General features: G+C 69.4%; 16 protein-coding genes. All 16 read left to right on the top strand.

Annotation, left to right across the window (positions count from 1 at the left end; translation table 11 throughout):
• A partial coding sequence (locus AC3WRT_RS12275) for a glycosyltransferase family 2 protein (RefSeq protein WP_492722240.1) occupies window positions 1-1,118 on the top strand: 1,118 nt, incomplete at its 5' end.
• Between the two features lie 83 nt (window positions 1,119-1,201).
• Window positions 1,202-2,191: a GHMP family kinase ATP-binding protein gene (locus tag AC3WRT_RS12270; protein ID WP_492722238.1), complete on the top strand. Its 990-nt coding sequence runs from the start codon at window positions 1,202-1,204 to the stop codon at window positions 2,189-2,191.
• Window positions 2,192-2,247: 56 nt separating this feature from the next.
• The gene (locus tag AC3WRT_RS12265) at window positions 2,248-3,294 is read left to right on the top strand and encodes a Gfo/Idh/MocA family protein (protein ID WP_492722236.1); all 1,047 of its coding nucleotides are present in this window, start codon (window positions 2,248-2,250) and stop codon (window positions 3,292-3,294) included.
• Between the two features lie 20 nt (window positions 3,295-3,314).
• Window positions 3,315-4,253, top strand: coding sequence for an NAD-dependent epimerase/dehydratase family protein (locus tag AC3WRT_RS12260; protein ID WP_492722234.1), 939 nt, complete (start codon window positions 3,315-3,317; stop codon window positions 4,251-4,253).
• A gap of 121 nt (window positions 4,254-4,374) precedes the next feature.
• Window positions 4,375-5,487 carry a DegT/DnrJ/EryC1/StrS family aminotransferase gene (locus AC3WRT_RS12255; RefSeq protein WP_492722248.1) on the top strand — a complete coding sequence of 371 codons (1,113 nt, stop codon included), beginning with the start codon at window positions 4,375-4,377 and terminating at the stop codon, window positions 5,485-5,487.
• Window positions 5,488-5,522: 35 nt separating this feature from the next.
• Entirely contained in the window at window positions 5,523-7,040 is a 1,518-nt protein-coding gene (locus AC3WRT_RS12250) for a lipopolysaccharide biosynthesis protein (RefSeq protein WP_492722232.1), read from the top strand.
• Window positions 7,041-7,261: 221 nt separating this feature from the next.
• A complete protein-coding gene (locus AC3WRT_RS12245; RefSeq protein WP_492722230.1) occupies window positions 7,262-8,584 on the top strand; it encodes a nucleotide sugar dehydrogenase in 1,323 nt (440 codons plus the stop codon).
• Entirely contained in the window at window positions 8,581-9,870 is a 1,290-nt protein-coding gene (locus tag AC3WRT_RS12240; RefSeq protein ID WP_492722228.1) for a glycosyltransferase family 4 protein, read from the top strand. Before AC3WRT_RS12245 ends, AC3WRT_RS12240 begins: the two co-directional genes overlap by 4 nt.
• A gap of 3 nt (window positions 9,871-9,873) precedes the next feature.
• Entirely contained in the window at window positions 9,874-11,787 is a 1,914-nt protein-coding gene (gene asnB, locus AC3WRT_RS12235) for an asparagine synthase (glutamine-hydrolyzing) (protein WP_492722226.1), read from the top strand.
• Window positions 11,788-11,827: 40 nt separating this feature from the next.
• Window positions 11,828-14,056 carry a bi-domain-containing oxidoreductase gene (locus AC3WRT_RS12230; RefSeq protein ID WP_492722224.1) on the top strand — a complete coding sequence of 743 codons (2,229 nt, stop codon included), beginning with the start codon at window positions 11,828-11,830 and terminating at the stop codon, window positions 14,054-14,056.
• Window positions 14,053-16,158 (top strand): alginate lyase family protein, encoded by a 2,106-nt coding sequence (locus AC3WRT_RS12225; RefSeq protein WP_492722222.1) that lies wholly within the window; start codon window positions 14,053-14,055, stop codon window positions 16,156-16,158. Before AC3WRT_RS12230 ends, AC3WRT_RS12225 begins: the two co-directional genes overlap by 4 nt.
• Window positions 16,155-17,768 carry a hypothetical protein gene (locus AC3WRT_RS12220; RefSeq protein WP_492722221.1) on the top strand — a complete coding sequence of 538 codons (1,614 nt, stop codon included), beginning with the start codon at window positions 16,155-16,157 and terminating at the stop codon, window positions 17,766-17,768. Before AC3WRT_RS12225 ends, AC3WRT_RS12220 begins: the two co-directional genes overlap by 4 nt.
• A complete protein-coding gene (locus AC3WRT_RS12215; RefSeq protein WP_492722220.1) occupies window positions 17,765-19,636 on the top strand; it encodes a GumC domain-containing protein in 1,872 nt (623 codons plus the stop codon). The genes AC3WRT_RS12220 and AC3WRT_RS12215 overlap by 4 nt, the downstream gene beginning before the upstream one ends.
• Window positions 19,633-20,883: a hypothetical protein gene (locus tag AC3WRT_RS12210; RefSeq protein ID WP_492722219.1), complete on the top strand. Its 1,251-nt coding sequence runs from the start codon at window positions 19,633-19,635 to the stop codon at window positions 20,881-20,883. Before AC3WRT_RS12215 ends, AC3WRT_RS12210 begins: the two co-directional genes overlap by 4 nt.
• A 26-nt stretch (window positions 20,884-20,909) precedes the next feature.
• Window positions 20,910-21,776 carry a class I SAM-dependent methyltransferase gene (locus AC3WRT_RS12205; RefSeq protein WP_492722217.1) on the top strand — a complete coding sequence of 289 codons (867 nt, stop codon included), beginning with the start codon at window positions 20,910-20,912 and terminating at the stop codon, window positions 21,774-21,776.
• Between the two features lie 293 nt (window positions 21,777-22,069).
• Window positions 22,070-23,281, top strand: coding sequence for an HAD-IIIA family hydrolase (locus tag AC3WRT_RS12200; RefSeq protein WP_492722215.1), 1,212 nt, complete (start codon window positions 22,070-22,072; stop codon window positions 23,279-23,281).
• Window positions 23,282-23,284 lie beyond the last annotated feature (3 nt).

Raw genomic sequence — 23,284 nt, 5'->3', positions numbered from 1 at the left:
ACCTGGGGGTGGGCGGGCATGACAGCGTGGTCGAACGAGGCGGTGGAGCCGCGATGAGCACATTCAGCGTGTTCATCCCCTGCTACCGGTACGGCCACTTCCTGGAGGCGGCCGTGAGCAGCGTTATCGACGATCAGCCGGGCGTCGACGTGCGAGTGCTCATCATCGATGATGCATCGCCCGACGACAGCGCGGCAGTGGCGAAGGAGATCGCCTCGCGTCGGCCCCAGGTCGAGGTGGTGGTCCACGACTCGAACCGGGGGAACATCGCCACCTTCAACGAGGGGCTCGAGTGGGCCGATGGCGACTACTGCATGTTGCTGTCGGCCGACGACCGTGCCACGCCGGGAGCCTTAGCGCGAGCGGGCGCCTTGCTCGACGCGCACCCGGAGGTCGGCTTCGTCTACGGTCGGGCACTCTGGTTCGACGATGGCTCGCCGCTGCCGCCTGCCCGCACGACGGTCCGTGGTTGGACGGTGTGGTCAGGGCGGACGTGGCTCGACTATCGCTACCGGCAGGCAGAGAACCCCATCACCTCGCCCGAGGTCGTCGTGCGCACGTCTCTCCAAAAGCAGGTTGGGGGATACGACCCTGACCTCCCCAAGACGGCCGACATGGAGATGTACATGCGGCTTGCCACCAACGGCGCCGTGGCTTTCATTCGAGGCGTGGATCAGGCGTACTACCGCCTCCACGGCGACAACATGAGAAAAGCGGTCAGTCCGCTGATGGACCTGCGCCAGCGGCGATCCGTCTTCGAGCTGGTTCTGGAGCGGGACCGGCCGAGACTGCCGCGCCCGGAACGCTTGTCCGCCATGGTGCACCAGCAACTCGCCCGGGAGGCGCTGTGGGCGGCAGGGCGGGTTCACGATCGCGGCCGCCTTCGCCGAACAGAGCTCGGTCGCCGGCTCTTGGGTAGTGGCACGTTCGAGGCGGAGGAGGGCATGGACGAGTTACTGACCTTCGCCGTCCAGTGCTGGCCGGCCATCGAGCACGTTCATCTCTACCGCACCCTCGGGTCCGGGCACGGGCTCAGCCCGCGAGACCTGCAGTTCCTGCTGAGCCAGAAGGCGCAGTGGTGGCTGCGCCGCCGGTCGTGGAGACACCGCGGAGTTTGAACTCGGCGCCGGCGCGACCCCGAGGCACACGAACCTTCGGCACTCGCCTTTGTTGTGACGAGAAGGGAAAGGCGGTCCAGCTCATGATCATCACCCAGACACCACTACGCGTGGGGCTCGTCGGCGGCGGGACGGACCTGCCGGACTACTACCGCGAGCACGGGGGGCGGGTGCTCAACGCCGCCATCGACAAGTACGTCTACGTCGTGGTGAAGCAGCGCTTCGACGACGACATCTACGTCAACTACTCGACCAAGGAGATCGTGTCCAGGGTCGAGGACCTCCAGCACGAGCTGGTCCGGGAGGCGCTGCACATGACGGGGGTCCGCGGGGGAGTGGAGATCACCACGCTGGCGGACATCCCCTCCGCCGGGTCCGGCCTGGGCTCCTCGTCAGCCGTCACGGTGGGGCTGCTGCAGGCGCTGTTCACCTACCAGGGCCGGCAGCTGACGGCCGAGGAGCTGGCGGACCGTGCCTGCGGGATCGAGATCGACCGGTGCCGCAAGCCGATCGGGAAGCAGGATCAGTACGCCGCAGCCTTCGGGGGTGTGTGCGACATCGAGTTCGGCCGGGGCGACCGGGTGGCCGTCAACCAGCTCGAGCTCTCGGCTCACCAGCGCCGGCGCATTCAGGACGAGCTGCTCCTCTTCTACACCGGCGCGACCCGCCAGGCGAGCTCCATCCTCGGCGAGCAGCGGGCGAACATCGCCAACCGGCTGCCGCAGCTCGCACAGCTGCGCGACCTGGCCGGCGAGGCCGCGGACGGTCTGCGGGCTGGGGACGTGGATGCCCTCGGCGTCGCGCTCAACAAGAGCTGGACGGCCAAGCGCGAGCTCGCCACCGGCGTGTCCAACGACCTCATTGACGCGGCCGTCGAGGCGGCCGTCGTTGCCGGTGCCACCGGCGCGAAGGTGACGGGCGCCGGCGGCGGTGGCTTCCTGCTCGTGGTGTGCCCGCTCGAGAAGCAGCGGTCGGTCCGAGAGGCGTTGGCGCACATGAAGGAGCTCCCCATCAAGATCGACCCCTACGGGTCGCGGGTGATCTTCAACGTGCACCACGACATCTGGAGCTGATGGGAGTTTTCTCGAACGACCCTGTCGCTGCTTGGTCCGCAGCTAGCCTGCATGATATGACCGCAGCCATTGGGATGGCGGTCGTGGGGGCAGGATACTGGGGGCCGAACCTGGTTCGGAACGCGATGGCGACGCCATCGCTCCATCTGCGCTGGCTCTGCGACCTCGACGAGGATCGGGCGCGACGCGTCCTCGGGCCCTACTCGACCGTCGCGACCACCGACTCCTTCGACGAGATCCTGAGCGACCCGGAGGTCCAGGCGGTTGCCATCGCGACGCCGGCCGCCTCGCACTTCGCGCTGGCGATGGCCGCCCTCGACGCCGGCAAGCACGTCCTGGTCGAGAAGCCCCTGACCTCCGCGCTCGCGGACGGTGAGAAGCTCGTCCACGCAGCGCTGGACCGGGGACTGGTCCTCATGTGCGACCACACCTACTGCTACACCCCGGCGGTCAAGGAGCTGCAGCGGCTGGTCTCCAGCGGCGAGGTGGGTGACGTCCAGTTCGTCGACTCCGTGCGGATCAACCTTGGCCTCGTCCAGCCCGACGTCGACGTGCTCTGGGATCTGGCTCCCCATGACATCTCCATCCTCGACTACCTCTTGCCACAAGGGGTTTCGGTCGTCGAGGTCGCCTCCCACGGGGCCGACCCCATCGGGCACGGCATGGCCTGCGTGGCCTACCTGACCCTCAGGCTCTCGACCGGGGCCATGGCGCACATCCACGTCAACTGGCTCAGCCCCGTCAAGATCCGCACGATGGTCATCGGGGGCTCTCACCGGACCGTCGTCTGGGACGACCTGAACCCCAGCCAGCGGCTCTCGGTCTACGACCGGGGCGTCGAGCGACGCGGCTCGGAGGAGCTCGCCGCCGACGACCGGAAGCAGATGAGGATCTCGTACCGGACGGGCGACATGGTGGCGCCGGCCCTGCACGAGCACGAAGCGCTGCGCTCGATGGTGGGCGAGTTCGTCGCCAGCATCACCGAGGGTCGGCCCGCAGCCACCGACGGCTGGGCCGGCCTGCGGGTCATGCGTGTGCTCGAGGCGGCGGCGCAGAGCCTGCGGCTCGACGGAGCGTTCGTCACGGTGGGAGAGAGCAAGTGATCAAGGGCAGCATCTGCTTGGTGACAGGGGGCGCAGGCACCATCGGCTCCACGATCGTCGACCAGCTCGTGGCGGCCGAGGCCGCGGAGATCCGCGTCCTGGACAACTTCGTGCGGGGCCGCAAGGAGAACCTCTCCGGCGCGTTGGCGTCGGGGCGGGTCGAGGTGGTCGAGGGTGACATCCGCGACGTCGGGCTGGTCCAGCACGCGACCGAGGGTGTGGACCTCGTGTTCCACCAGGCGGCCATCCGGATCACGCAGTGCGCCGAAGAGCCCCGTCTTGCGCTACAGGTGCTCGCGGACGGCACCTTCAACGTCCTCGAGGCGGCGGCCGCCGCGAAGGTGCGCAAGGTCGTCGCCGCGTCCTCCGCCTCCGTCTACGGGCTGGCCTCCGAGTTCCCGACGACCGAGGCGGCGGCTCCCTGGTCCAACGACACGTTCTACGGGGCGGCCAAGGTCTTCAACGAGGGGATGCTGCGCAGCTTCCATGCGATGTACGGACTCGACTACGTGGCCCTGCGCTACTTCAACGTGTACGGCCCCCGCATGGACGTCCACGGGCTCTACACGGAGGTGCTGATCCGCTGGATGGAACGCATCGAGGCCGGTGACCCGCCGATCATCCTCGGCGACGGGGCGCAGACCATGGACTTCGTCTTCACGACCGACATAGCCAGGGCGAACCTGCTCGCGGCCGAGGCGGCCGTCACCGACGCTGTGTTCAACATCGGCAGCAGCACCGAGACGAGCCTGCTGGAGCTGGCCGAGGCGCTGCTCGACACCATGGGGAGCGACCTGTCCGTGGAGTTCGGTCCCGGGCGTTCCGTGAACGGTGTGACTCGGCGGCTCGCGTCCATCGACGCGGCGCGGCGACAGCTGGGCTGGGTGCCTGAGGTGGAGCTGAGGCAGGGCCTCGGGCGACTGGTCGACTGGTGGCACGCCGAACGCACTCGCGCATGACTCCCGTCGTGACGCTGTGGTCGCCGTCGCCGAGCGACTGACCCACCGATCTCACGCCGATCGTGCGACCCCCTGGATCGCCCGCGGTCATGGTGACATCTCGAGGAGGCTTACCGTGCAGATGGTTCCGTTGGTTGACTTGTCGGTGCAGCACCGGCGCATCGCGGACGAGGTGCAGGCAGGCTTCACCGAGGTCCTCTCCACCGGGGACTTCGTCGGAGGCAAGGCGGTGGCCGCGTTCGAGCAGGAGTACGCCGACTTCGTCGGGGCTCGCGCGTGCGTCGGCGTCGGCAACGGCACTGACGCCCTCGAGATGGCCCTGCGGGGGGTCGGGGTCGGGCCGGACGACGAGGTGGTGCTCCCCGCAAACACGTTCATCGCCACGGCGGAGGCGGTCGTCCGGGCGGGGGCGCGGCCGGTGTTCGTCGACGTGGACGACGAGGCACTCCTCATGGACCCGGCAGCGGTCGAGGACGCGCTGACGGACAGGACCCGGGCTGTCATCGCAGTCGACCTCTACGGCCAGGTCGCCCCCTTCGATCTGCTGCCGGCATCTCTCGGTGAGCGCGACATCACGGTGATCGAGGACGCGGCCCAGTCCCAGGGGGCCACCCGGCAGGGACGGTCGGCGGGACGCTTCGGGTCCGTGGCGGCCACCAGCTTCTACCCCGGCAAGAACCTCGGTGCGTACGGCGACGCCGGGGCGGTGGTCACCGACGACGAGGAGCTGGCCCAGCGAGTGCGGCTCATGGGCGCCCACGGCAGCACGGCGAAGTACCAGCACACCGACCTGGGTTTCAACTCGCGTCTGGACACGCTGCAGGCGGTGGTCCTGAGGGCGAAGCTGCGCCGGCTGCGCGAGTGGAACGTCGAGCGACAGGAGGCCGCCGCGCTCTACGACCTGCTGCTGGGTGAGGTTCCCGGCCTCCGGGTCCCCGCGACCTTTCCGGGCAACGAGCACGTCTGGCACCTCTACGTCGTGCGGGTGAGCGGACGCGATCAGGTGCTGAAGAGCCTTCGCGACCAAGGGATCGGGGCGAGTGTGCACTACCCGGTGCCCGTCCACCTGACGCCGGCCATGTCGAGGTTCGGTCGCGGGAGGGGAAGCCTTCCGGTGTGTGAGCGGGCTGCCCGCCAGATCCTGTCGCTACCGATCTTCCCGGGCATCACGGTGCGGCAGCAGGAGCGGGTGGCGGCCACCCTGCGTGCTGCGATGGCCTCCGGTGCCGGCTGAGCATGGATGCGGATGGGCCATCGCGCGCCGAGGCGGTGAACACGGCGGATCAGCCTGATCAGGAGGAAGGCCTGGGCAGGCGGGCCGCCTCCGGCTTCCTCTGGCTCGGCGCCCACAAGTGGGTGGTCCGCATCAGCGGCTTCGCCACGCTGGCGGTATTGACCCATCAGCTGTCCCCGCGCGAGTTCGGCGTCGTGGCTGCTGCGATGACGGTGATACCGCTGGTCTACCTGCTCTCGGACCTGGGCTTCTCGACCTATCTGCTGCAGGTGGACGACGTCGACCAGGAGAGCCTGAGCACCGCCTTCTGGGCCTCCGTAGCTGCAGCGGTGGTGCTGTCCGCCGGACTGGTCGGGCTCGCACCGGTGCTGGCACGTGCCTACCACATCCCGGAGTTGGCACAGGTCCTCCGGGTTCTGGTCCTCGCCGCCGTACCCACCGTTCTGGCAGGCGTCCCGCTGGCACTGCTGCGACGGCGGATGGACTTCCGGGCCGTGGCCCTGCAGAGCCTCGTCGCGGCCCTGTTGGGCCAGGTGGTGGCCATCGTGGTCGTCCTGCGCGGGGGCGGCGTCTGGGCGCTCGTGAGCCAGGTGATCGTCACGCAGGCCGTGACCGCAGTGCTGGCCTGGCGCCGAGCAGCGTGGCTGCCGTCCCTGCGACTCTCTCCACCGCGGCTGCGTACCATGTCTGCGTTCGGGGTCTGGGTCTCGAGTGTCGACGTGCTGGCCACCGTCCGGACGCTGGCCGAGAGCTGGATCATCACCGTGGCACTCGGGCCTTCGGCGCTGGGGCTGCTCAGCATCGGACAGCGGCTCGTACTCGTGGCGCAGGAGCTCGTCGCCGCCTCGATGGTCCCGGTCTCGACGATCGTATTCGCCCGGATGCGTGAGTCCGCCGAGAGGCTGCGCGCTGCCTACCTCAGGGCGCTGGGCCTGGTGTATGCCGTGGTCTCACCCGTGATGGTCGTCATCGTCGTCACGGCACCCGAGCTCGTACCCGTGCTCTTCGGCCCCGGGTGGACCGCAAGCGTGCCTCCCGCGCAGGCGTTGGCGGTCGCCGGCATCATCACGCTGGGTGCCATGCTCGACCACGGGCTCTTCTACGGGCTGGGGCGCCCCGGCACGTGGCTGAGCTACGCGATAGTCGTGGACGGCGCGACGGTCGCCACCACGGCGATCGCCGTGAGGTGGGGGATCACGGGAGTGGCGGTCGGATTCGTCTTCATCGCTCTCGCCGCCACGATCGCTCGTTGGTTGCTCATCTCGAAGCTGCAGGGATGGAGCGTCGCCACCTCCGCGCGACCGTTCCTTCGCGTCGCGCCCATCACGCTGGCCGCGATGGTTGTCGGCACTCTGACGATGGCAGCCGTGCCGGGCCGGCCCTGGGCGGCGCTGGTCGTCACCGCCACGGTCACGGTCGTCGTCTACGGCGTCCTGCTGCGCCTGCTGGCCCGTGGGGTCGTCAGCGATGCGGTCCACCTCCTCCCGGTGCCGGAGAGGTATGCCGTGAGGCTCGGCCGGCTGCTCCGGCTCGCTCCCGCACGCGCGGCCTGACGGGCCTCCTCGTGGCGTCGCCGAAGACGGTTCGGTCGCTATCAGCGGATGCCCAACGCCTTTCTCTTTCAGGGCCTTTCGATCCAAAAGCCGCGAAGTGAACGTCACATTGCCGGACACCTTCGCCGTTCGCGCACGTCGCCTCGTCGGACCGGTTAACACTGGATCCACCACCCCGGGGGGGGTTGCGTTCTTAACCACAAGGGGAGGGCCGCGGATCGATGAGAATTGCTCTGCTCGGACTCGGATACGTCGGCACGATCACTGCGGCGGGTCTTGCCTCGAAGGGGCACCACGTCGTCGGGGTCGACGTCGACGAGGCGAAGGTTGACGGCATACGCCGGGGTGTGAGCCCGGTGGTGGAGCCGGGGATCAGCGAGCTGGTCGCGGCTGGGGTCGCCAGCGGCCTGCTCGACGCGACCACGGACATCGGCGCGGCGATGCAGGGTGCCGATGTGTCCCTCGTCTGCGTCGGCACTCCGTCCACGGCCCGCGGGGGCACCGACCTGACGTTCCTGTCGCGAGCCCTGGCGGACCTTCGCGATGCCATGGCCTCGGCGCAGCCACCGGCCTCCGGACACCACAGTGTCGTGATCCGCTCCACCGTCCCGCCGGGCACGGGTGCGGCAGTCGTCACGCCCGTCTTCGAGCCGGACCAGCTGCCGACCGGCTGGTCGGTGGGCACGGCGATGTGCCCCGAGTTCCTGCGGGAGGGCTCCGGCGTCGCGGACTTCTTCGACCCGCCCTTCGTCGTGGTGGGCACCGAGGACGACGTCACGAGGGAGGCGCTCACCGAGCTGTTCTCCTTCCTGGACCTTAACATCCACCACGTGGACGTGCCCACGGCCGAGGCCCTGAAGTACGCGTGCAACGCCTTCCACGCCGTCAAGATCACCTTCGCCAACGAGATGGGGCGGCTGTTCTCCCAGCTCGGGGTCGACGCCCGACGTGTCATGGAGGTCTTCTGCGAGGACGACAAGCTCAACCTGTCCGCTGCCTACCTGCGGCCGGGCTTCGCGTTCGGCGGCTCCTGTCTACCGAAGGACCTCAGGGCCCTGCAGGACCTGGCCCGCGTTGCAGCAGTGGACATCCCGCTGATAAGCGCGACGACTACAAGCAACGACCTGGTGGTTCGCGACGTCGTTGACCGGGTCCTAGCGACGCACCTGGTCCGCGTGTGCCTGCTGGGGCTGAGCTTCAAGATGCACACCGACGACGTCCGTGAGAGCCCCAGCCTGGAGCTGGCGGAGCGCTTCGTGGGCAAGGGCCTCGACGTGCGCATCTACGACCCGATCGTCAACCCGGACCTGCTCGTCGGGGCCAACCTGCGGCACCTGCAGAGCAGGCTCACGCACGTCAACCGGCTGCTCGCGGCGTCGCCTGACGAGGCGCTCGACGGCGCCGACATCGCCATCGTCACCTCGACCAACCCGGTGGTGCTGGAAGCCCTGCTGGCCCACCCGCCGCAAGTGGTGTTCGACATGAGCGGGCGACTGGGCGACCAGATCGAACAGCTTCCCGGCTACGAGGGAGTGAGCTGGTGACCAGACGCTTACGCGCGCCCGGGGCACCACCGCGGGTGCTGATCATCGTGCAGAACCTTCCCGTTCCGTTCGATCGCAGGGTCTGGCTCGAGTGTCGGACCCTGCAGCAGGCCGGCTACGACGTCACCGTCGTGTGCCCGACGGGGGAGGGCACAGGGGCCGAGCAGGTCGTCGACGGCGTCCGCATCGTCGCCTACCGGGCTTATGCACCCGGAGGATCGGCCCTGAGCTACGCCACGGAGTACGCATACTCCTTTCTGGCGACCGCGCGGCTTGCACTCAAGGAGCGCCGGGCCGGTGGCTTCGACGTCGTCCAGGCCTGCAACCCGCCCGACATCTTCTGGCCCCTCGCCCGCTGGCTGCGCCTGCGGGATGGCAGCCGCTTCGTGTTCGACCACCACGACCTGAGCCCGGAGCTGTTCGAGTCGCGGTTCCCGGCCGGCCCCGGGCTGCTCCACCGCGGCCTGCTCTTCCTCGAGCGGCAGACGTTCCGAGCGGCCGACCGTGTCACGTCCACGAACGCGTCCTACGCGCAGATCGCCATCACCCGAGGTGGCAAGGCGCCCGAGCAGGTCACCGTGGTGCGCACCGGGCCGGACCCGGAGCGGCTGAAGCGCCGCACACCCGACCCGGAGCGCCGCAGGGACCGTCCCCACCTGGTCGCCTACCTCGGCGTGATGGGACCACAGGACGGCGTCGACCTCGTCATCGAGGCCGCCGACATCATCGTCAACATCATGGGCCGGCACGACCTCGCCTTCTGCCTCATGGGTTCCGGCGACTCCCGCCCGGAGCTGCTCGCCGAGCGCGACCGTCGCGGGCTGCAGGACTACGTCGAGCTGCCCGGACGGGTGTCGGACGAGGTGATGGCCACGGTCCTGTCCACCGCTGACGTGGGCCTCTGCCCGGACCCGCTCAATCCGCTCAACGACGTCTCCACCATGAACAAGACCATGGAGTACATGGCGTTCGAGCTGCCGGTCGTCGCCTTCGATCTTCGGGAGACGAGGGTGTCCGCGCAGGAGGCGGCCCGCTACGTCGAGCCGAACTCCGTCGAGGCGTATGCCAAGGCCATCGTCGACCTCGTCGACGACCCGGAGGCGCGGGCCCGGATGGCTCGACTCGGTCGTCAGCGGGTCGAGGAGCACCTGGCGTGGTCGTACCAGCAGGTCGCGTACCAGGCCGTCTTCGACGAGCTCGTCGGCGGCCCCCGCGAGGTAGCGCTGCCGGAAGCTCCCGAGGCGGAACCGCCCCCGGTCGGGCGGCGCGTGGGCTCGGGGGTCTGAGCGATGTGCGGGATCGCCGGCGCCTTCCAACAACCCGACGGCAAGCTCGTCGTCACGACCATGACCGATCGCCTCGGCCACCGGGGTCCGGACGCCGCAGGTGTCCTCGAGATCGTCGCTCCGGACAGCGCGGTCGTGCTGGGGCATCGCCGGCTCTCGATCATCGACCTGTCAGCTGCGGCGGACCAGCCCTTCTCCAAGGGTGGGCTGACGTTGACCTACAACGGCGAGATCTACAACCACGACGACGTGCGTCGAGATCTCCAGAGGCGTGGTGTGCAGTTCAGCACGCGATCGGACACCGAGGTCGTCCTCGAGGCGTGGCGCGCCTGGGGACCGGCATCGCTGCGCCGGCTCCGGGGCATGTTCGCCTTCGCCGTCCACGACGAGCGGACCGGCGACCTCACGCTCGCGCGAGACCCGTTGGGGATCAAGCCGCTCTACGTCATGGCCAGAGGAGAGGGGGTCGTCTTCGCCTCCGAGCTCAAGGCGATCCTCGCGGCGGTGGGCGGCGAGCTGACTGTCAACCCCGCGGCCATGGTGGCCTCGGCCCTCTACTACTGGCTGCCGCAGGAGTACGACGCGGTCTCGCAGGTGCGCAAGCTCCCTCCGGGGACGTGGACGGCATACCACCGGGACGGCACTGTCAGCTCGGGCACGTACTGGAACGCGTCCGCGGAGGCGACGCGCGCCGCCAGCGGACCTCGGGCCGACCTCAGGCAGGTGCTCACCTCCTCGGTCGAGGCGCACCTCGTGTCCGACGTCCCTGTCGCATGCTTTCTCAGTGGTGGCCTCGACTCGAGCCTGATCGCGGCACTGGCGCACCGGCGGGACCCGTCCATGGAGGCCTACACCATCGCCTTCCGCGAGGAGGACCAGCGACTCGAGGCCATGCCGGACGACGCGCCCTACGCCAGGATGCTGGCCGACCGTCTCGGCATGCGGCTGCACGAGATCGAGCTGCACCCCGACGTGGCGCAGATGCTGCCGCGGATGGTCGACGTCCTCGACGAGCCGATCGGGGACCCCGCGGCCATCAACACCCTGCTCATGTGCGAGGCCGCACGCGAGGGTGGGGTGAAGGTGCTCCTGTCAGGGATGGGGGCGGACGAGCTGTTCGCCGGGTACCGCAAGCACTACGCGATGCTCCTCGGAGCCCGCTACCGCAGGGTCCCCGTCCCGATCCGTTCCGGCATCGTGGCGCCCTTCGTGCGGGCCTTGCCGGTCACGGTCGGCGGCAGGGGACTGCGGACCGCGCGCTGGGCCCAGCGCTTCGTCACCTTCGCCGGTCTGCCGGAGCAGGAGGCGTTCCGGCGCAGCTACACGCTCTATGACCGCGACGAGCTCGTCGGTCTGCTCGACCCCGATCTCGCCAGCGAGGTCGACCAGGTCATCGACCGCCACCGGGCCGTCTACGAGGACAACGACCTGGACGACGAAGTGGCCCGGATGTGCCTTGCCGACACGCGGATGTTCATGGCGGGCCTCAACCTCACCTACACCGACCGCGCCAGCATGGCCGCCTCCACCGAGGTCCGCGTCCCGTTCGTGGACACCGAGGTGTTCGGCGCGGCCTTCTCGCTGCCGCCATCGGACCGGATCCGTGGACGCGTGCAGAAGGCGGCGCTGCGCGACGTTGCGCGCGAATGGCTGCCCCGGGAGATCGTCGACCGGCCCAAGGCGAGCTTCGGCGCCCCGCTGCGCGCGTGGGTGACCAACGACCTGCGCGAGCTCATCGACGACGTCCTGGTCGGCGGGGAGCTCGTGCGCTCGGGCTTCCTCCGGCGCGACCCGCTCCGTCGCCTCGTCGAGGACCAGCGGGCCGGACGCCGGGACGAGGCCAAGCAGATCTGGCAGCTGCTCAGCCTCGAGCTGTGGTACCGCAACGCAAGAGACGCGGGGGTCGGCGCAGCGTGAGGACCGCAGACCACAACCATTCCGTGGACAGGGACGTGAGATGAAGCAGGTTGCCCAGAACTACCGCTCCGGCGAGCTCGTCGTGCTCGATGTGCCCGCCCCCGCCTGCAAGCCGGGGGGAGTGCTCGTCCGCTCGCTCTACTCCCTCATCTCGACGGGGACCGAGCTGATGAAGGTCACCGAGGCGCGGCTGTCGATGGTGGGCAAGGCACGTGCCCGACCCGACCAGGTGCGCAAGGTCCTCGATTCGGTCGCACAGCAGGGCCCGGTCGCCACGTACAAGAAGGTCACTTCCACCCTGGACAGCTACACACCGCTGGGCTACTCGCTCTGCGGTGTCGTCGTAGAGGTGGGGGCGGGCGCCGAGGAGTTCGCCGTCGGGGACCTCGTGGCAGCCGCCGGCAACGAGTTCGCGCTGCACGCGGAGCTCAACTGGGTCCCGACGAACCTGTGCGTGCCTGTCCCGGAGGGCGTCTCGCCGGAGCACGCGGCCTTCGCCACGGTGGGTGCGATCGCCATGCACGGGGTTCGCCGCGGCGAGCCGCAGCTCGGTGAGAGCGCCTGCGTCATCGGCCTCGGCCTGGTGGGGCAGCTGGTGGTCCGCCTGCTCGTCGCCGCCGGCGTCCGGGTCGTCGGGATCGACACGGTGCCGGAACGCTGCCGCCTCGCAGAGCAGGCCGGCGCCCTGGCCTGCGGCGGTGTCGACGCCGACAGCACGGCCTTCGTCGAGCAGGTGCTCCGTGCCACGAACGGCGGACTCGGCGCCGACCAGGTCTACCTGGCCGCCGGCGGGGACACGAACGGGCCGGTGGAGCTTGCCGTCCGGCTCGCCAGGGACCGCGCGCGTATCGTCGACATCGGTAAGACGCGACTCGACCTCCCCTGGAATGCCTTCTACGAGAAGGAGATCGACGTCAGGTTCTCGCGCTCCTACGGCCCGGGACGATACGACGACCGCTACGAGCTGGAGGGTATCGACTACCCCGCGGGCTACGTGCGCTGGACCGAGCGCCGCAACCTCTCGTGCTTCCTGGACCTGCTCGCGGACGGCTCGGTCGACGTGGCCCCGCTCGTCTCCGGCATCCGCTCGATCGATGACGCCGCCGAGGTGTACGGCTCGCTGCGCGACGGAGGGCTTCGCGGCGTCGGCTTCCTCTTCGAGTACCCCCGGTCCGAGCCGGGTGATCGCACCCAGCCGAACGTGGGCCGCGCGCGTCCGTATGCCGTCACGCGAGCCACCTCCAGCTCACCGGGCACGTCGGGCTCGCCGGCCACCCAGCGGCATCCCCTCGAGCTCGCTCGCGCACAGTCAACGGTGGGAGTGGGATTCATCGGTGCGGGCAGCTACGCCACCTCGATGCTGCTACCGCATCTCGCCAAGGAGCCCTTGGTGTCGCTGGCGACCGTGGCGACCACGCGCTCCCTCTCGGCGGTCAACGCGCAGAGGAAGTTCGGGTTCGACTACGCGACGACCGACGCCGAGGACGTCCTCGGCGACAGCGACATCGACGCAGTCTTCGTGGTGACCCGTCACCACTCCCATGCCGCCTTCGTGTGCCAGGCCCTGGAGGCCGGGAAGGCCGTCTTCGTCGAGAAGCCGCTGGCCCTCACTGCGGTGGACGTCGATCGCATCGTCGAGGTGGTGGCGAGGACCGGGAACGACCGGCTCATGGTCGGGTTCAACCGCCGCTTCGCGCCCTTGTTCATCGAGCTGCGCCGCCGCTTCGGCGCTGTCTCCAGCCCCGTCAGTGCCCGATACCTCGTAAACGCCGGTCGTCTCGACGCCTCGAGCTGGTACCTCAAGGACGAGCTCGAGGGGTCGCGTTTCCTCGGGGAGGGTGGCCACTTCATCGACACCCTCAGCGCGCTCATCGGCCACCCACCCGTCGAGGTCACGGCCCACCAGACCTCCAACGGGCTGAACCTCCAGGTGGTCCTGGGCTACGCGGACGGCTCTCTGGCGACCATCGACTACGTCACCGACGGGGACAACCGGTTCCCGAAGGAGACGCTCGACGTCTCCGGAAGCGGCCGCAACGCGCGCCTCGACAACTTCCGCCGGACGACCGTGTGGAGCCGTTCGGGGAAGAAGGTGCGGCGCTCGTTCACCGGCCAGGACAAGGGCCAGGCGACGGAGCTTTCCGAGTTCGTGGCCGCCGTCCGCGCCGGCGGACCCATGCCCATCGACCTCGAGTCGATCGTCGCGACGACCCGGGCCACGATCGCCGTGGGGACGAGCCTGACCACGGGTCTTCCGGTCGTGCCATGAGCCGCTCCGCCCGCTGGTACCTCCGGAGGCTCCGCCGGATGCCGCCCCGGGAGATCACCTCGCGCCTCACCGACCGCGGGCGTCAGGCCGCGTGGAGGCGCCGCAGGGTGCCGCCCGGTTCCTCCGGCGGGCCGATCCGGGGACTGCTCGAGGAACGGCGATTCAGGTCCACGGTCCCTGACTCCGCCCGGGACCGGATCCCCGTCGCGGCCCGAGACGCGCTGGTCGCTGCGGCCGAACGCCTCCTCGCGGGCGACTGGACCGTCCTCGGTTGGCCGAGACCGGACATCGTCGACCCCGACTGGTTCCTCGACCCGGTCACCGGACGAACGGCGCCGCGGTCCGACTACGCGTTCTCGATCGACCACCGCGACGAGGACGTCACCGGCAATGTGAAGGTCGTGTGGGAGCTGTCCCGGCACCACCACCTGACGGTGCTCGCGGCCGCCTGGTGGCTCACGGGCGACGACAGGTACGCCGAGGCCACCGCTGCGCAGCTGCGCTCCTGGTGGGCGGCCAACCCCTTCCTGTCCGGTGTGCACTGGACGAGTGGGATCGAGCTGGGGGTCCGGCTGATCAGCTGGGTGTGGGTTCGCCGGCTGCTCGACGGGTGGCCGGGGGCTGCGGCCCTCTTCGAGCAGAACGAAGCTGCCCTGCGCCAGATCCAGTGGCACCAGGAGTACCTGGCTGCCTTCCGCAGCGCCGGCTCCTCAGCCAACAACCACCTGGTCGCCGAGGCGTCGGGGCGGCTGGCCGCTGCCTGCGCCTTCCCCTGGTATGCCGCGAGTGAACGCTGGCGCGACGAGGCCGCCCGGGAGCTCGAGACGGCCCTTAAGAGCAACACCTTCCCGAGCGGGGTGAACCGTGAGCTGGCGACCGACTACCACCGCTTCGTGACCGAGCTCGGCCTCGTCGCGCTGGCCGAGGCCGACCGGGCCGGCCACCCGCTGACCCAACCGACGAAGCGGCTCCTTGCTGCCTCGGTGGACGCGGCGGCGGCACTCCTCGACCCCGCAGGCCGCCCTCCCCGACAGGGCGACGGTGACGAGGGCCGAGCCCTCCTCGTGGAAGATCCGACGGCTGACCCGTGGAGCACCCTCCTCGCCACGGGCGCGGCCGTCTTCGGGCCCATGGGGTGGTGGCCGCACGTCGGCGACGGCGTGACGAGCAGGCTCATCGGCGCGCTGGCCGACTCGTGCAGTGTGGTGGACCGCCCGAGCACAGCACCCAGCGCCTTCGCCGACGCCGGGATCCACCTCCTGCGTGCCACGTCGCCCGATGGAGACCCGCTGTTGTGGTGCCGGTGCGACGGCGGCGCCCACGGGTTCCTCTCGATCGCCGCCCACGCGCACGCCGACGCCCTGTCCGTCGAGGTGCGGCACGGCTCGGTCGACGTCCTCGCTGATCCCGGGACCTACTGCTACCACGGGGAGCCGGAGTGGCGGAGCTACTTCCGCTCGACGCGCGCCCACAACACCGTGGAGGTGGACGGGGTCAACCAGTCGGTCGAGGGCGGCCCCTTCCTGTGGAGCACGCATACCGACGCAGTGGTCGAGCGTTCGGCGGTGGCGCACGACGGGTGGGTGACCCCACCTCAGGTGTGGGCCGCCCACCACACCGGCTACGCCCGACTCGATCCGGCGCTGCGGCACCGTCGCAGGGTCACGCTGGACCCCGCCATGGGCGAGCTGCTCGTCGTCGACACGCTCACCGGGACGTCGCGGCACACGGCCTCTCTCTGCTGGCATCTCGGCCCCGAGGTCACCGTGGCGCTCCGGGAGGGCGAGGCGGAGCTGTCCTGGCCCAGCCCGTCTGGGACCCAGCAGGCGCGCCTCCAACTGCCTGGGGAGCTGGGCTGGACCGCGCACCGCGGGGAGACGCAACCCATCGCGGGGTGGTACTCCCCGCGCTTCGGTGAGCGCGTGCCCAGCACTAGCCTCGTCGGGGTCGGTGAGTGGAGCGGCAGCATCACCTTGCGGACGTGCCTGCTGCTGGTGCCCGTTGCGGGCGGGTACGCCGGAGAGTCGCAAACCGCCCTGCCGTCGGTGACGCCGGAGCTAGCCTTGGGCATCGTCCCACCCGTTGCGGGGGAACTTCTTTGAGCGAACAGATCGTCGACCTCCGGTCGATATGGGCCATCCTTCGGCGCCACACCCAAGCCCTTGCGGTGGCGGCCGTGATCGGTGGGGCCGCCGGTGGTGCCGCGCTCCAGACCCAGCCGACCGAGTACAGCAGCACGAGCGTGGTGCTGTTCCCGCCCGTACCCGCAGGCGCGGCGGTCCAGGCAAGCCAGCACGCAATCGGCACCCAGGTGGAGATCGCCAGGAGCGACGCAGTGCTCGCGCGTGCCGGCCATATGCTCGACGCCCCCCTGAACTCGCTCGAGGTGGCCGACCGGGTCGGGGTCGAGACCCGAACCGACGAGATGCTGACCATCAGCGCCCGGGGCGCGACGGCAGCCGACGCCGAGGCGCTCGCGGAGGCCGTCGCAAAGGCCGATATCGACTACCTCCGTGTCGCAGCCAGCAACTTGAGCAACGACCAAGCCGCGGCAATGGTCAAACGAAAGTCCACGCTGTCGGAGAGCCTGGACGCCGTCCAGGGCGAGATCGAGAAGACGACCCGGCGCCTGGCAAGCAAGACCGCGAGCACGGCGGACGCCAAGGTGGACGCTGTGGCGCTGTCCCAGCTCACGGCTCGCCAGGCAGAACTCGTCCTCCAGATCGACGCCGCAGAGAGACAGATGACCAGCCAGTCCGGGGACGCCCTCCCGTCTGGGGGGCCGAAGATGATCGGGACTGCGTCGCCGGCACAGAGCCTGCCCCCGATAACGCGAGGAGTGGCCTTCGTGGGTCTCGGTGCGGCGGTCGCCCTGATCGCCGCCGCCGCCTTCTTCATCTTGCGGGGGCGCCGGGAGAAGGCCCTGCGTTCTAGGGACCAGATCGCCGACAGCATCGGTGTCCCGGTCGTTGCCTCCGTCCACAGCAGGCCCCCACGCTCGGTGGCGGGGTGGGTGAGCTTGCTGCGGGGCTACTCGCCCAGCAGCACCGACGCATGGGCTCTCCACCAGCTGGTGCAGCGGTTCACCACGGACGAGGTGCGCGGTGCCCTGCCCGGGGGCCGTCACCGGCCGCGCGCGAAGCACGAGGACGGACGCCGATCCACCCGGTTCCTGGTGCTCACGCTCGCCGGCGACCAGTCGGCGCTGGCCTTCGGCCCGCAGCTTGCGTCTTTCTCCTCGGGACGCGGTACGCAAACCCGCCTAGTCACCACGTCACAGCGGCACGAGTCGACGACCTCGCTTCGGGCCGCGTGCTCGCGTATCGGAAGCGGCGAACAGCCGCGACCCGGTCTCTTCCTCGACAGCCGACCGGATGTCGGCGGCCCGGGGGAGCTGGTGGTGCACACCGTCAGCGTGAGTCGCCAGCAGCCGGCTGGCTACCTCCCCGCGCTGGACGACGCGGTGACGCTGCTTGCAGTGTCGTCGGGAGCCGCCAGTGCCGAAGACCTTGCCGCGCTTGCGCTGGCTGCCGATGAGGCGGGCATGCCCCTGGACGGCATCGTCGTGACGAATCCTGACCCTCTTGACCGCACCACCGGGCGCCTGCTTGCGACCGAGAGGGCCGTTCTGGCCCCGCTCCCGTCGTTGATGACCGGTGCTCCCAGCCATGGCGATCCCCCGGTCGCAACGGCGCTGGGGAGGAAGAGGTGATCGACCTCTCCTGGACGATCGAGCAGGACCCCGAGGGCGACCTGACGGAGTCGCCGCGGCCACTGCTCAGCACGTGGCACTACCTGCGAAGCTCCTTGCGACGCCGCTGGCGCACAGTCGCGGCCTTGAGCACCTTGGGCGCGCTGCTCGGCCTCGGCATCGTGGTCCTCATGCCTCCCGGAAGCACGGCCACCGTCACCCTGCTGATGGCCCATCCCTCGAGCATGGACGGGCCCGAGGGCAGCGCCATGGACGTGAGCCTGCTGGCCACACGCGAGGTGGCGGACCGCACCGTCACGTCGCTCGGACTCGCTCTCACCCCCGAGGCGTTCCGGTCCACCGTCACCGCCGAGCCGGTGACGACCGAGGTGCTGACGGTCACGGTCTCCGGTCCGGACGATGCAGCGGCCGTAACCCGTGGGAAGGAGCTCGTCAGCCAGTACCTCGCCTTCCGGGACACCCAGCTGGAGTCGCTGTCGAGCGGAACCCGCTCGCAGTACGCCACGCGGATCGCGTCCGCCCAAAAGCAGGTCACAGAGTTGACGAGGCAGTTCGAGCGACTCAGCGCACGGGGCACGGAGAGCGCCGGCCAAGCCTTCGACGTGCTCGCCCGACGGAGTGACCTGAGCAAGAAGATTGCCGACTGGCAGGAGACGCTCGACAACGCCACCCTTCAGACAGAGGCCGCCCTCGCGTCGACCCACGTCATCGATCCGGTCCACGCGAACCGGTCCTCGACCAAGCGGGCCATGGTCCTCGCTGCTGGCTCCGGTCTTGTCGTGGGCGGTGCACTGGCTGTCGGCATCGTCCTGTTCCGTGCGCTCGTCTCCGAGCGACTGCGCCAACGTAAGGATGTCGGCATCGCCCTACGAGCTCCCGTCCGCTTCAGCGTCAGGTCGAAGGGGCCCCGGGACCACGGTTCACGTCTCGAGCGGCTACGACCGCAGCGCGTCCGATGGGGCGGCGATGACCTGACGACGCTGGCACTCGGCCTGGAGCGGGCCCTCGAGCCCCAGGCCGGCGCGCCGGGTCCGGGTGGACCAGACTCCACTGCGGCATCGACGGCTGCCACCAACGTCGGGAATTCGGCAGCCGAGGCGTCCGCCAACGGCCGCCGGCACAGCATCGTCGCGACAAAGGCAGCACGGGCATCCGCTCTGTCCCTCGAGAGCGGGCTGCGCGATGCTGCTGCGACCGTCGCCGAAGCCGACCCGCCTTCCCGGGGGGGAAAACCGGTCGAGCGGACGCCAGACGTCGGCGAAGGACGGTCATCGACGAACGGCGCTTCTGCCATGGCGCTGCGCCCCGGACGTCGCCCGGCGCCCGGCGTGGCCCTGGCGGCGATCGGCAATCCGAGCGCCGCGGCAGACGTCGTGGCAGCCGCCGCCACCCGACTTCGTGAGGGCGGGGCAACGGTGATCCTCGTCGACCTCAGCAGCAAGGGTTCACTAGCTGCCCGAGCAGGGGAGGGTGCCGGTGTCCTGAGGCCGACCGGCACACCTCGGCTTGCCCGCGGTCCGCGGGTGGGCACCGACGCCGTGGTCGACCTGCCCGAGGGCGCGTGGAGGCAGGACTGGGACTCAGCCGACCTGGTTCTTGCGCTCGTGGAGGTCGACCCGGGTATCGAGGTTCACCACATCGTCACGTGGGTCGACCGGGTCGTCCCGCTGGTGACGGCTGGCGCGAACACTGCCGAGCTGCTCAGCACGACGGGTGACCTGGTCCGCGAGGCGGGACTCGAGCTGCCCTTCGTGATGATGGTGGGCTGCGACGCCACAGATGAGAGCCTCGGCATCGTCGCGCCCGTGAATGTCGTGGATCGCGTCGCCCCTGTGGACCGCGAGGCCGCGGAGGGGAGCACAAGGTGACCACTCCCTCCTCGGTGGACCGGAGAGAGGGCAGTCACGGCGCCCTGCATCGTCTGTCGTCGCGCCCGCGTCGGGCACCGCTGCTGGTCGCGATGGCCTGGGCGGCATTGGTGTTCAACGTCCTGACGCCTGCGGGCGACACCCTGATACCGATCCCGTTCTTCATGGCGCAGGCGCTCGCCCAGGGGTCACTGGTCGTCGCCCTGCTGCTCGCCCTGTGCGCCAACCGGCGGTTGGTGATCCGGCCGACCCTGTGTCTGGTGCTGCTGACCGTGATGGCGGTCGCGGCGCTCGCCGTGAGCCTCCACAGTGAGTTCATGGCGGGGTCGACCTATCGGGCCGTGCGCCTCGTCGGGTTCGTGATGTGTCTGTGGCTCCTGACCCCCTGGTGGGGACGGGATGACCTCGTCCTCCTGCGATGTCACCGCGTGTGCCTGTGGGCTGTCCTGGGCTCGGTGGCGCTCGGGGTGGTCGTCGCACCTGGGAAGGCGTTCGCCACGGGGGGACGGCTTGGCGGGACCCTGTGGCCGATACCGCCGACCCAGGTGGCCCACTACAGCGCAATCATGCTGGGATCCACGGCGATCCTGTGGATGTGCCGAGTCATCACCGGGCGACATGCGCTACTGGCCGCGGCCGTCACGACGGCGATGCTCGTGGGCACCCACACCCGCACGGCACTCCTGGGGCTCGTCATCGGTCTTGCCCTCGCCGGCGCGAGCCTCTTCCTGGGACACGCAAGGGTGCGCCGGACGTCCGTTGCAACCCTGCTCCTGGGGGTCGGTGCCGGCGCGCTGTTCGCACCGCAACTTCTGGGCTGGCTTTCGCGAGGCCAGTCCGCCGAGGACGCAGCCCAGCTCACGGGCCGCACCAAGGTGTGGTCCTCGGTCTCGGAGGTACAGCGCCCGCTGGTCCGGGACATCTTCGGCGACGGTCTCTCCAACAAGTCCTTCGACGGGCTGCCGGTGGACAGTGGCTGGGTGGCCACGTTCCTCGACCTCGGTTGGTTCGGAATCGCCGTCCAGGCCTGTTTCCTGCTGGTCCTTCTCCTCATGGTGGTGACACATGTCCGCGGTCCCCGACGAGCGGTCGCCCTCTTCCTCATCGTCTACGTCGTCGTCGCATCCATCACGGAGACAGGGCTTGGCGACGCCTCGGCGTATCTGCTCGATCTCGTCGTCGCCGCCTCCCTGCTCGTGACCGCACCTCGTGGGGTGGGGCAGACGCCGACCGAGTCACCCGCCTGAAGCACCACAACCCCAAGGAGTCCTTCGTGGACGAGACCGATGTCCAGTCGTTCTGGAACACCCACCCCTGCGGGGACCACATCGTCGGGGGACTGCACCGTGATTTCGCGGACGACTACGAGGCCTTCTTCTCGGCGTATGACTCCTGGCGCTACACGCAGGAAGGGCACATCGTCGGTTGCCTCGACCAGGTCGACTGGCGAGACCGAGACGTTCTCGAGGTCGGCCTCGGACAAGGAGCGGAGTCCGAGCAGCTCATCCGCCGCGGGGCTCGCTGGTCCGGCTTGGACCTGACGGCGGAGTCTGTCGACCGCGTGCGGTCGCGGCTGGAACTGCGCGACTTGCCCCACGAAGGGCTGCGGCAGGGCTCGGTCCTTCAGATCCCCTGGCCGGACAACACATTCGACATCGTGTTCAGCCACGGCGTGCTGCACCACGTCCCCGACATCCGGACTGCCCAGGCGGAGATACACCGGGTGCTTCGGCCTGGTGGCACCTTGGTGGCAATGCTCTACGCCCGGCGCTCACTCAACTACCACATGAGCATTCGGCTGGCTCGGCGAGCGGCACTCGCGCTCGCCTACCCGTTGCGCGGCTCACGACTTGTCGCAGGACACTCCATCGTCCAGCAGCACCTCGCCAATGCCGAGCAGGTCGGACTTGGCAACTACCTGCGTATAGACAGCTTCGTCCATCGCAACACGGACGGACCCCTCAATCCGTACGCGAAGGTGTACTCCCTTGATGAAGTGGTGGAGGACTTCCCCGACTTCGAGCTCATACGGCATGTCCAGCGATATCTGCACGCGCCGCCGTTGCGGCTGCCGGTCTCCGCTCCGCTGGCCCAGGTATTGGGATGGCACCTCTGGGTGTGGCTGAGGGCCCGTGGCTGATCTTGTGAACGACCTGATCCTTGAACGAGATTCGGAACATCGTGGACGTGAGCGGCCGGCGCGACTTCCGGAAAACGCTCACTCGGTTCACCGCGCACACCTAGCATTGTCGTGTCAGTCCGCGGTGACCCGTTCGCGTCGCCCCGGCCTCGGGGGAGGCCATGGACTGAACGACCTGGGGAGGGGCTTGGCATGAGTTGTCGCGGGGTGGTGCGAGTCTTCGCAGCGCGCGGTGGGGCCAGAGGTGAGCCGACCGACAGACATTCGCACCTACGGCGAGGGAGCTGACGGCGATGGCCCGGCGGGGGGTGTTGCTGGACCGCGACGGCACGATCAACATCGATCACGGACATGTCGGTGCCGTGGAGGACGTCGAGTTCATAGAGGGCGCCATCGAGGCCATCGCTCGCCTCAACGCTGCAGGCATCCCGGTCGCCGTGGTGTCCAACCAGGCAGGCGTGGCCCGCGGGATGTACGAGCTGGCGGACGTCGACCTCGTGCACAAGCACATGTCCACCGAGATGGCGCTGCTCGGCGCCCGCGTGGACGCATGGTTCTTCTGCCCCTACCACCCCGACGGCATCGTCGCGCCGTTCGCCCGGGTGAGCCAGGACCGGAAACCGGCGCCTGGTATGGCTCTTGCGGCTGCGGCGGCGCTCGACCTCGACCTGTCCACGTCCTGGGTCGTGGGGGACCGCGACAGCGACGTGGGCCTGGCCAGGGTCATCGGGGCCCGGCCCTTCCTCATCACGCCGGGAGGTGGGAGCGGTGCCGGGCCGAACGCCGGCGATGTGACGCTCGTATCCGATCTCGGTTCTGCTGTCGATGCCATCCTCGCCGAGCATGTTGGTTCGAGCGCGCCGCCGCCCGCGACGTCAGTCCGCTCCGGGTTCCCGAAAGTCCGCTTCGGCGACGCGGCAACCTTCACCTCGGCCTACGCGGACGAGCTGGCACAGGCCATGGCGTCCCTCGACCGCACCCAGGTCGAGCGTGCCGCTCAGCTGCTCGACGCGGCCTATGAGCGAAGAGCCACCGTCTTCTCTTGCGGAAACGGCGGATCGGCTTCTGTCGCCAACCATTTCCAGTGCGACCACGTGAAGGGCGTCCGACTCGGCACCGACCTGCTCACGCACGTCTACAGCTTGAGCTCCAACATGGAGATCCTGAGCGCGATCGCCAACGACAACGGCTACGAGAACGTCTTCGACTTCCAGCTCGAGTCGCTCGCCCGTCCGGGCGACGTGCTCGTCGCCGTGTCGTCCTCCGGGCGCTCACCCAACATCGTCAGGGCCCTTCAGTGGTGTGCCGACAACGGCGTGGAAAGCATTGCGCTGACTGGGTTCACGGGTGGACCGGCCCGTGACCTCGCCACCGTCTCGATCCACGTGGACTCGCTCAACTACGGAGTCGTCGAGGACTCGCACCAGGCCTGTATGCATCTGCTCGCCCAGTACGTCCGCCAGTCGAGGATGTCTTCGGATGACGTTGCGGCGACAGTCTTCTGAGGG

This window comes from Terrabacter sp. FW104-15G4B (assembly GCF_058790095.1).
The sequence above is the reverse complement of the archived record's forward strand: the minus strand, read 5'-3'. Positions and strand labels throughout refer to the sequence as shown.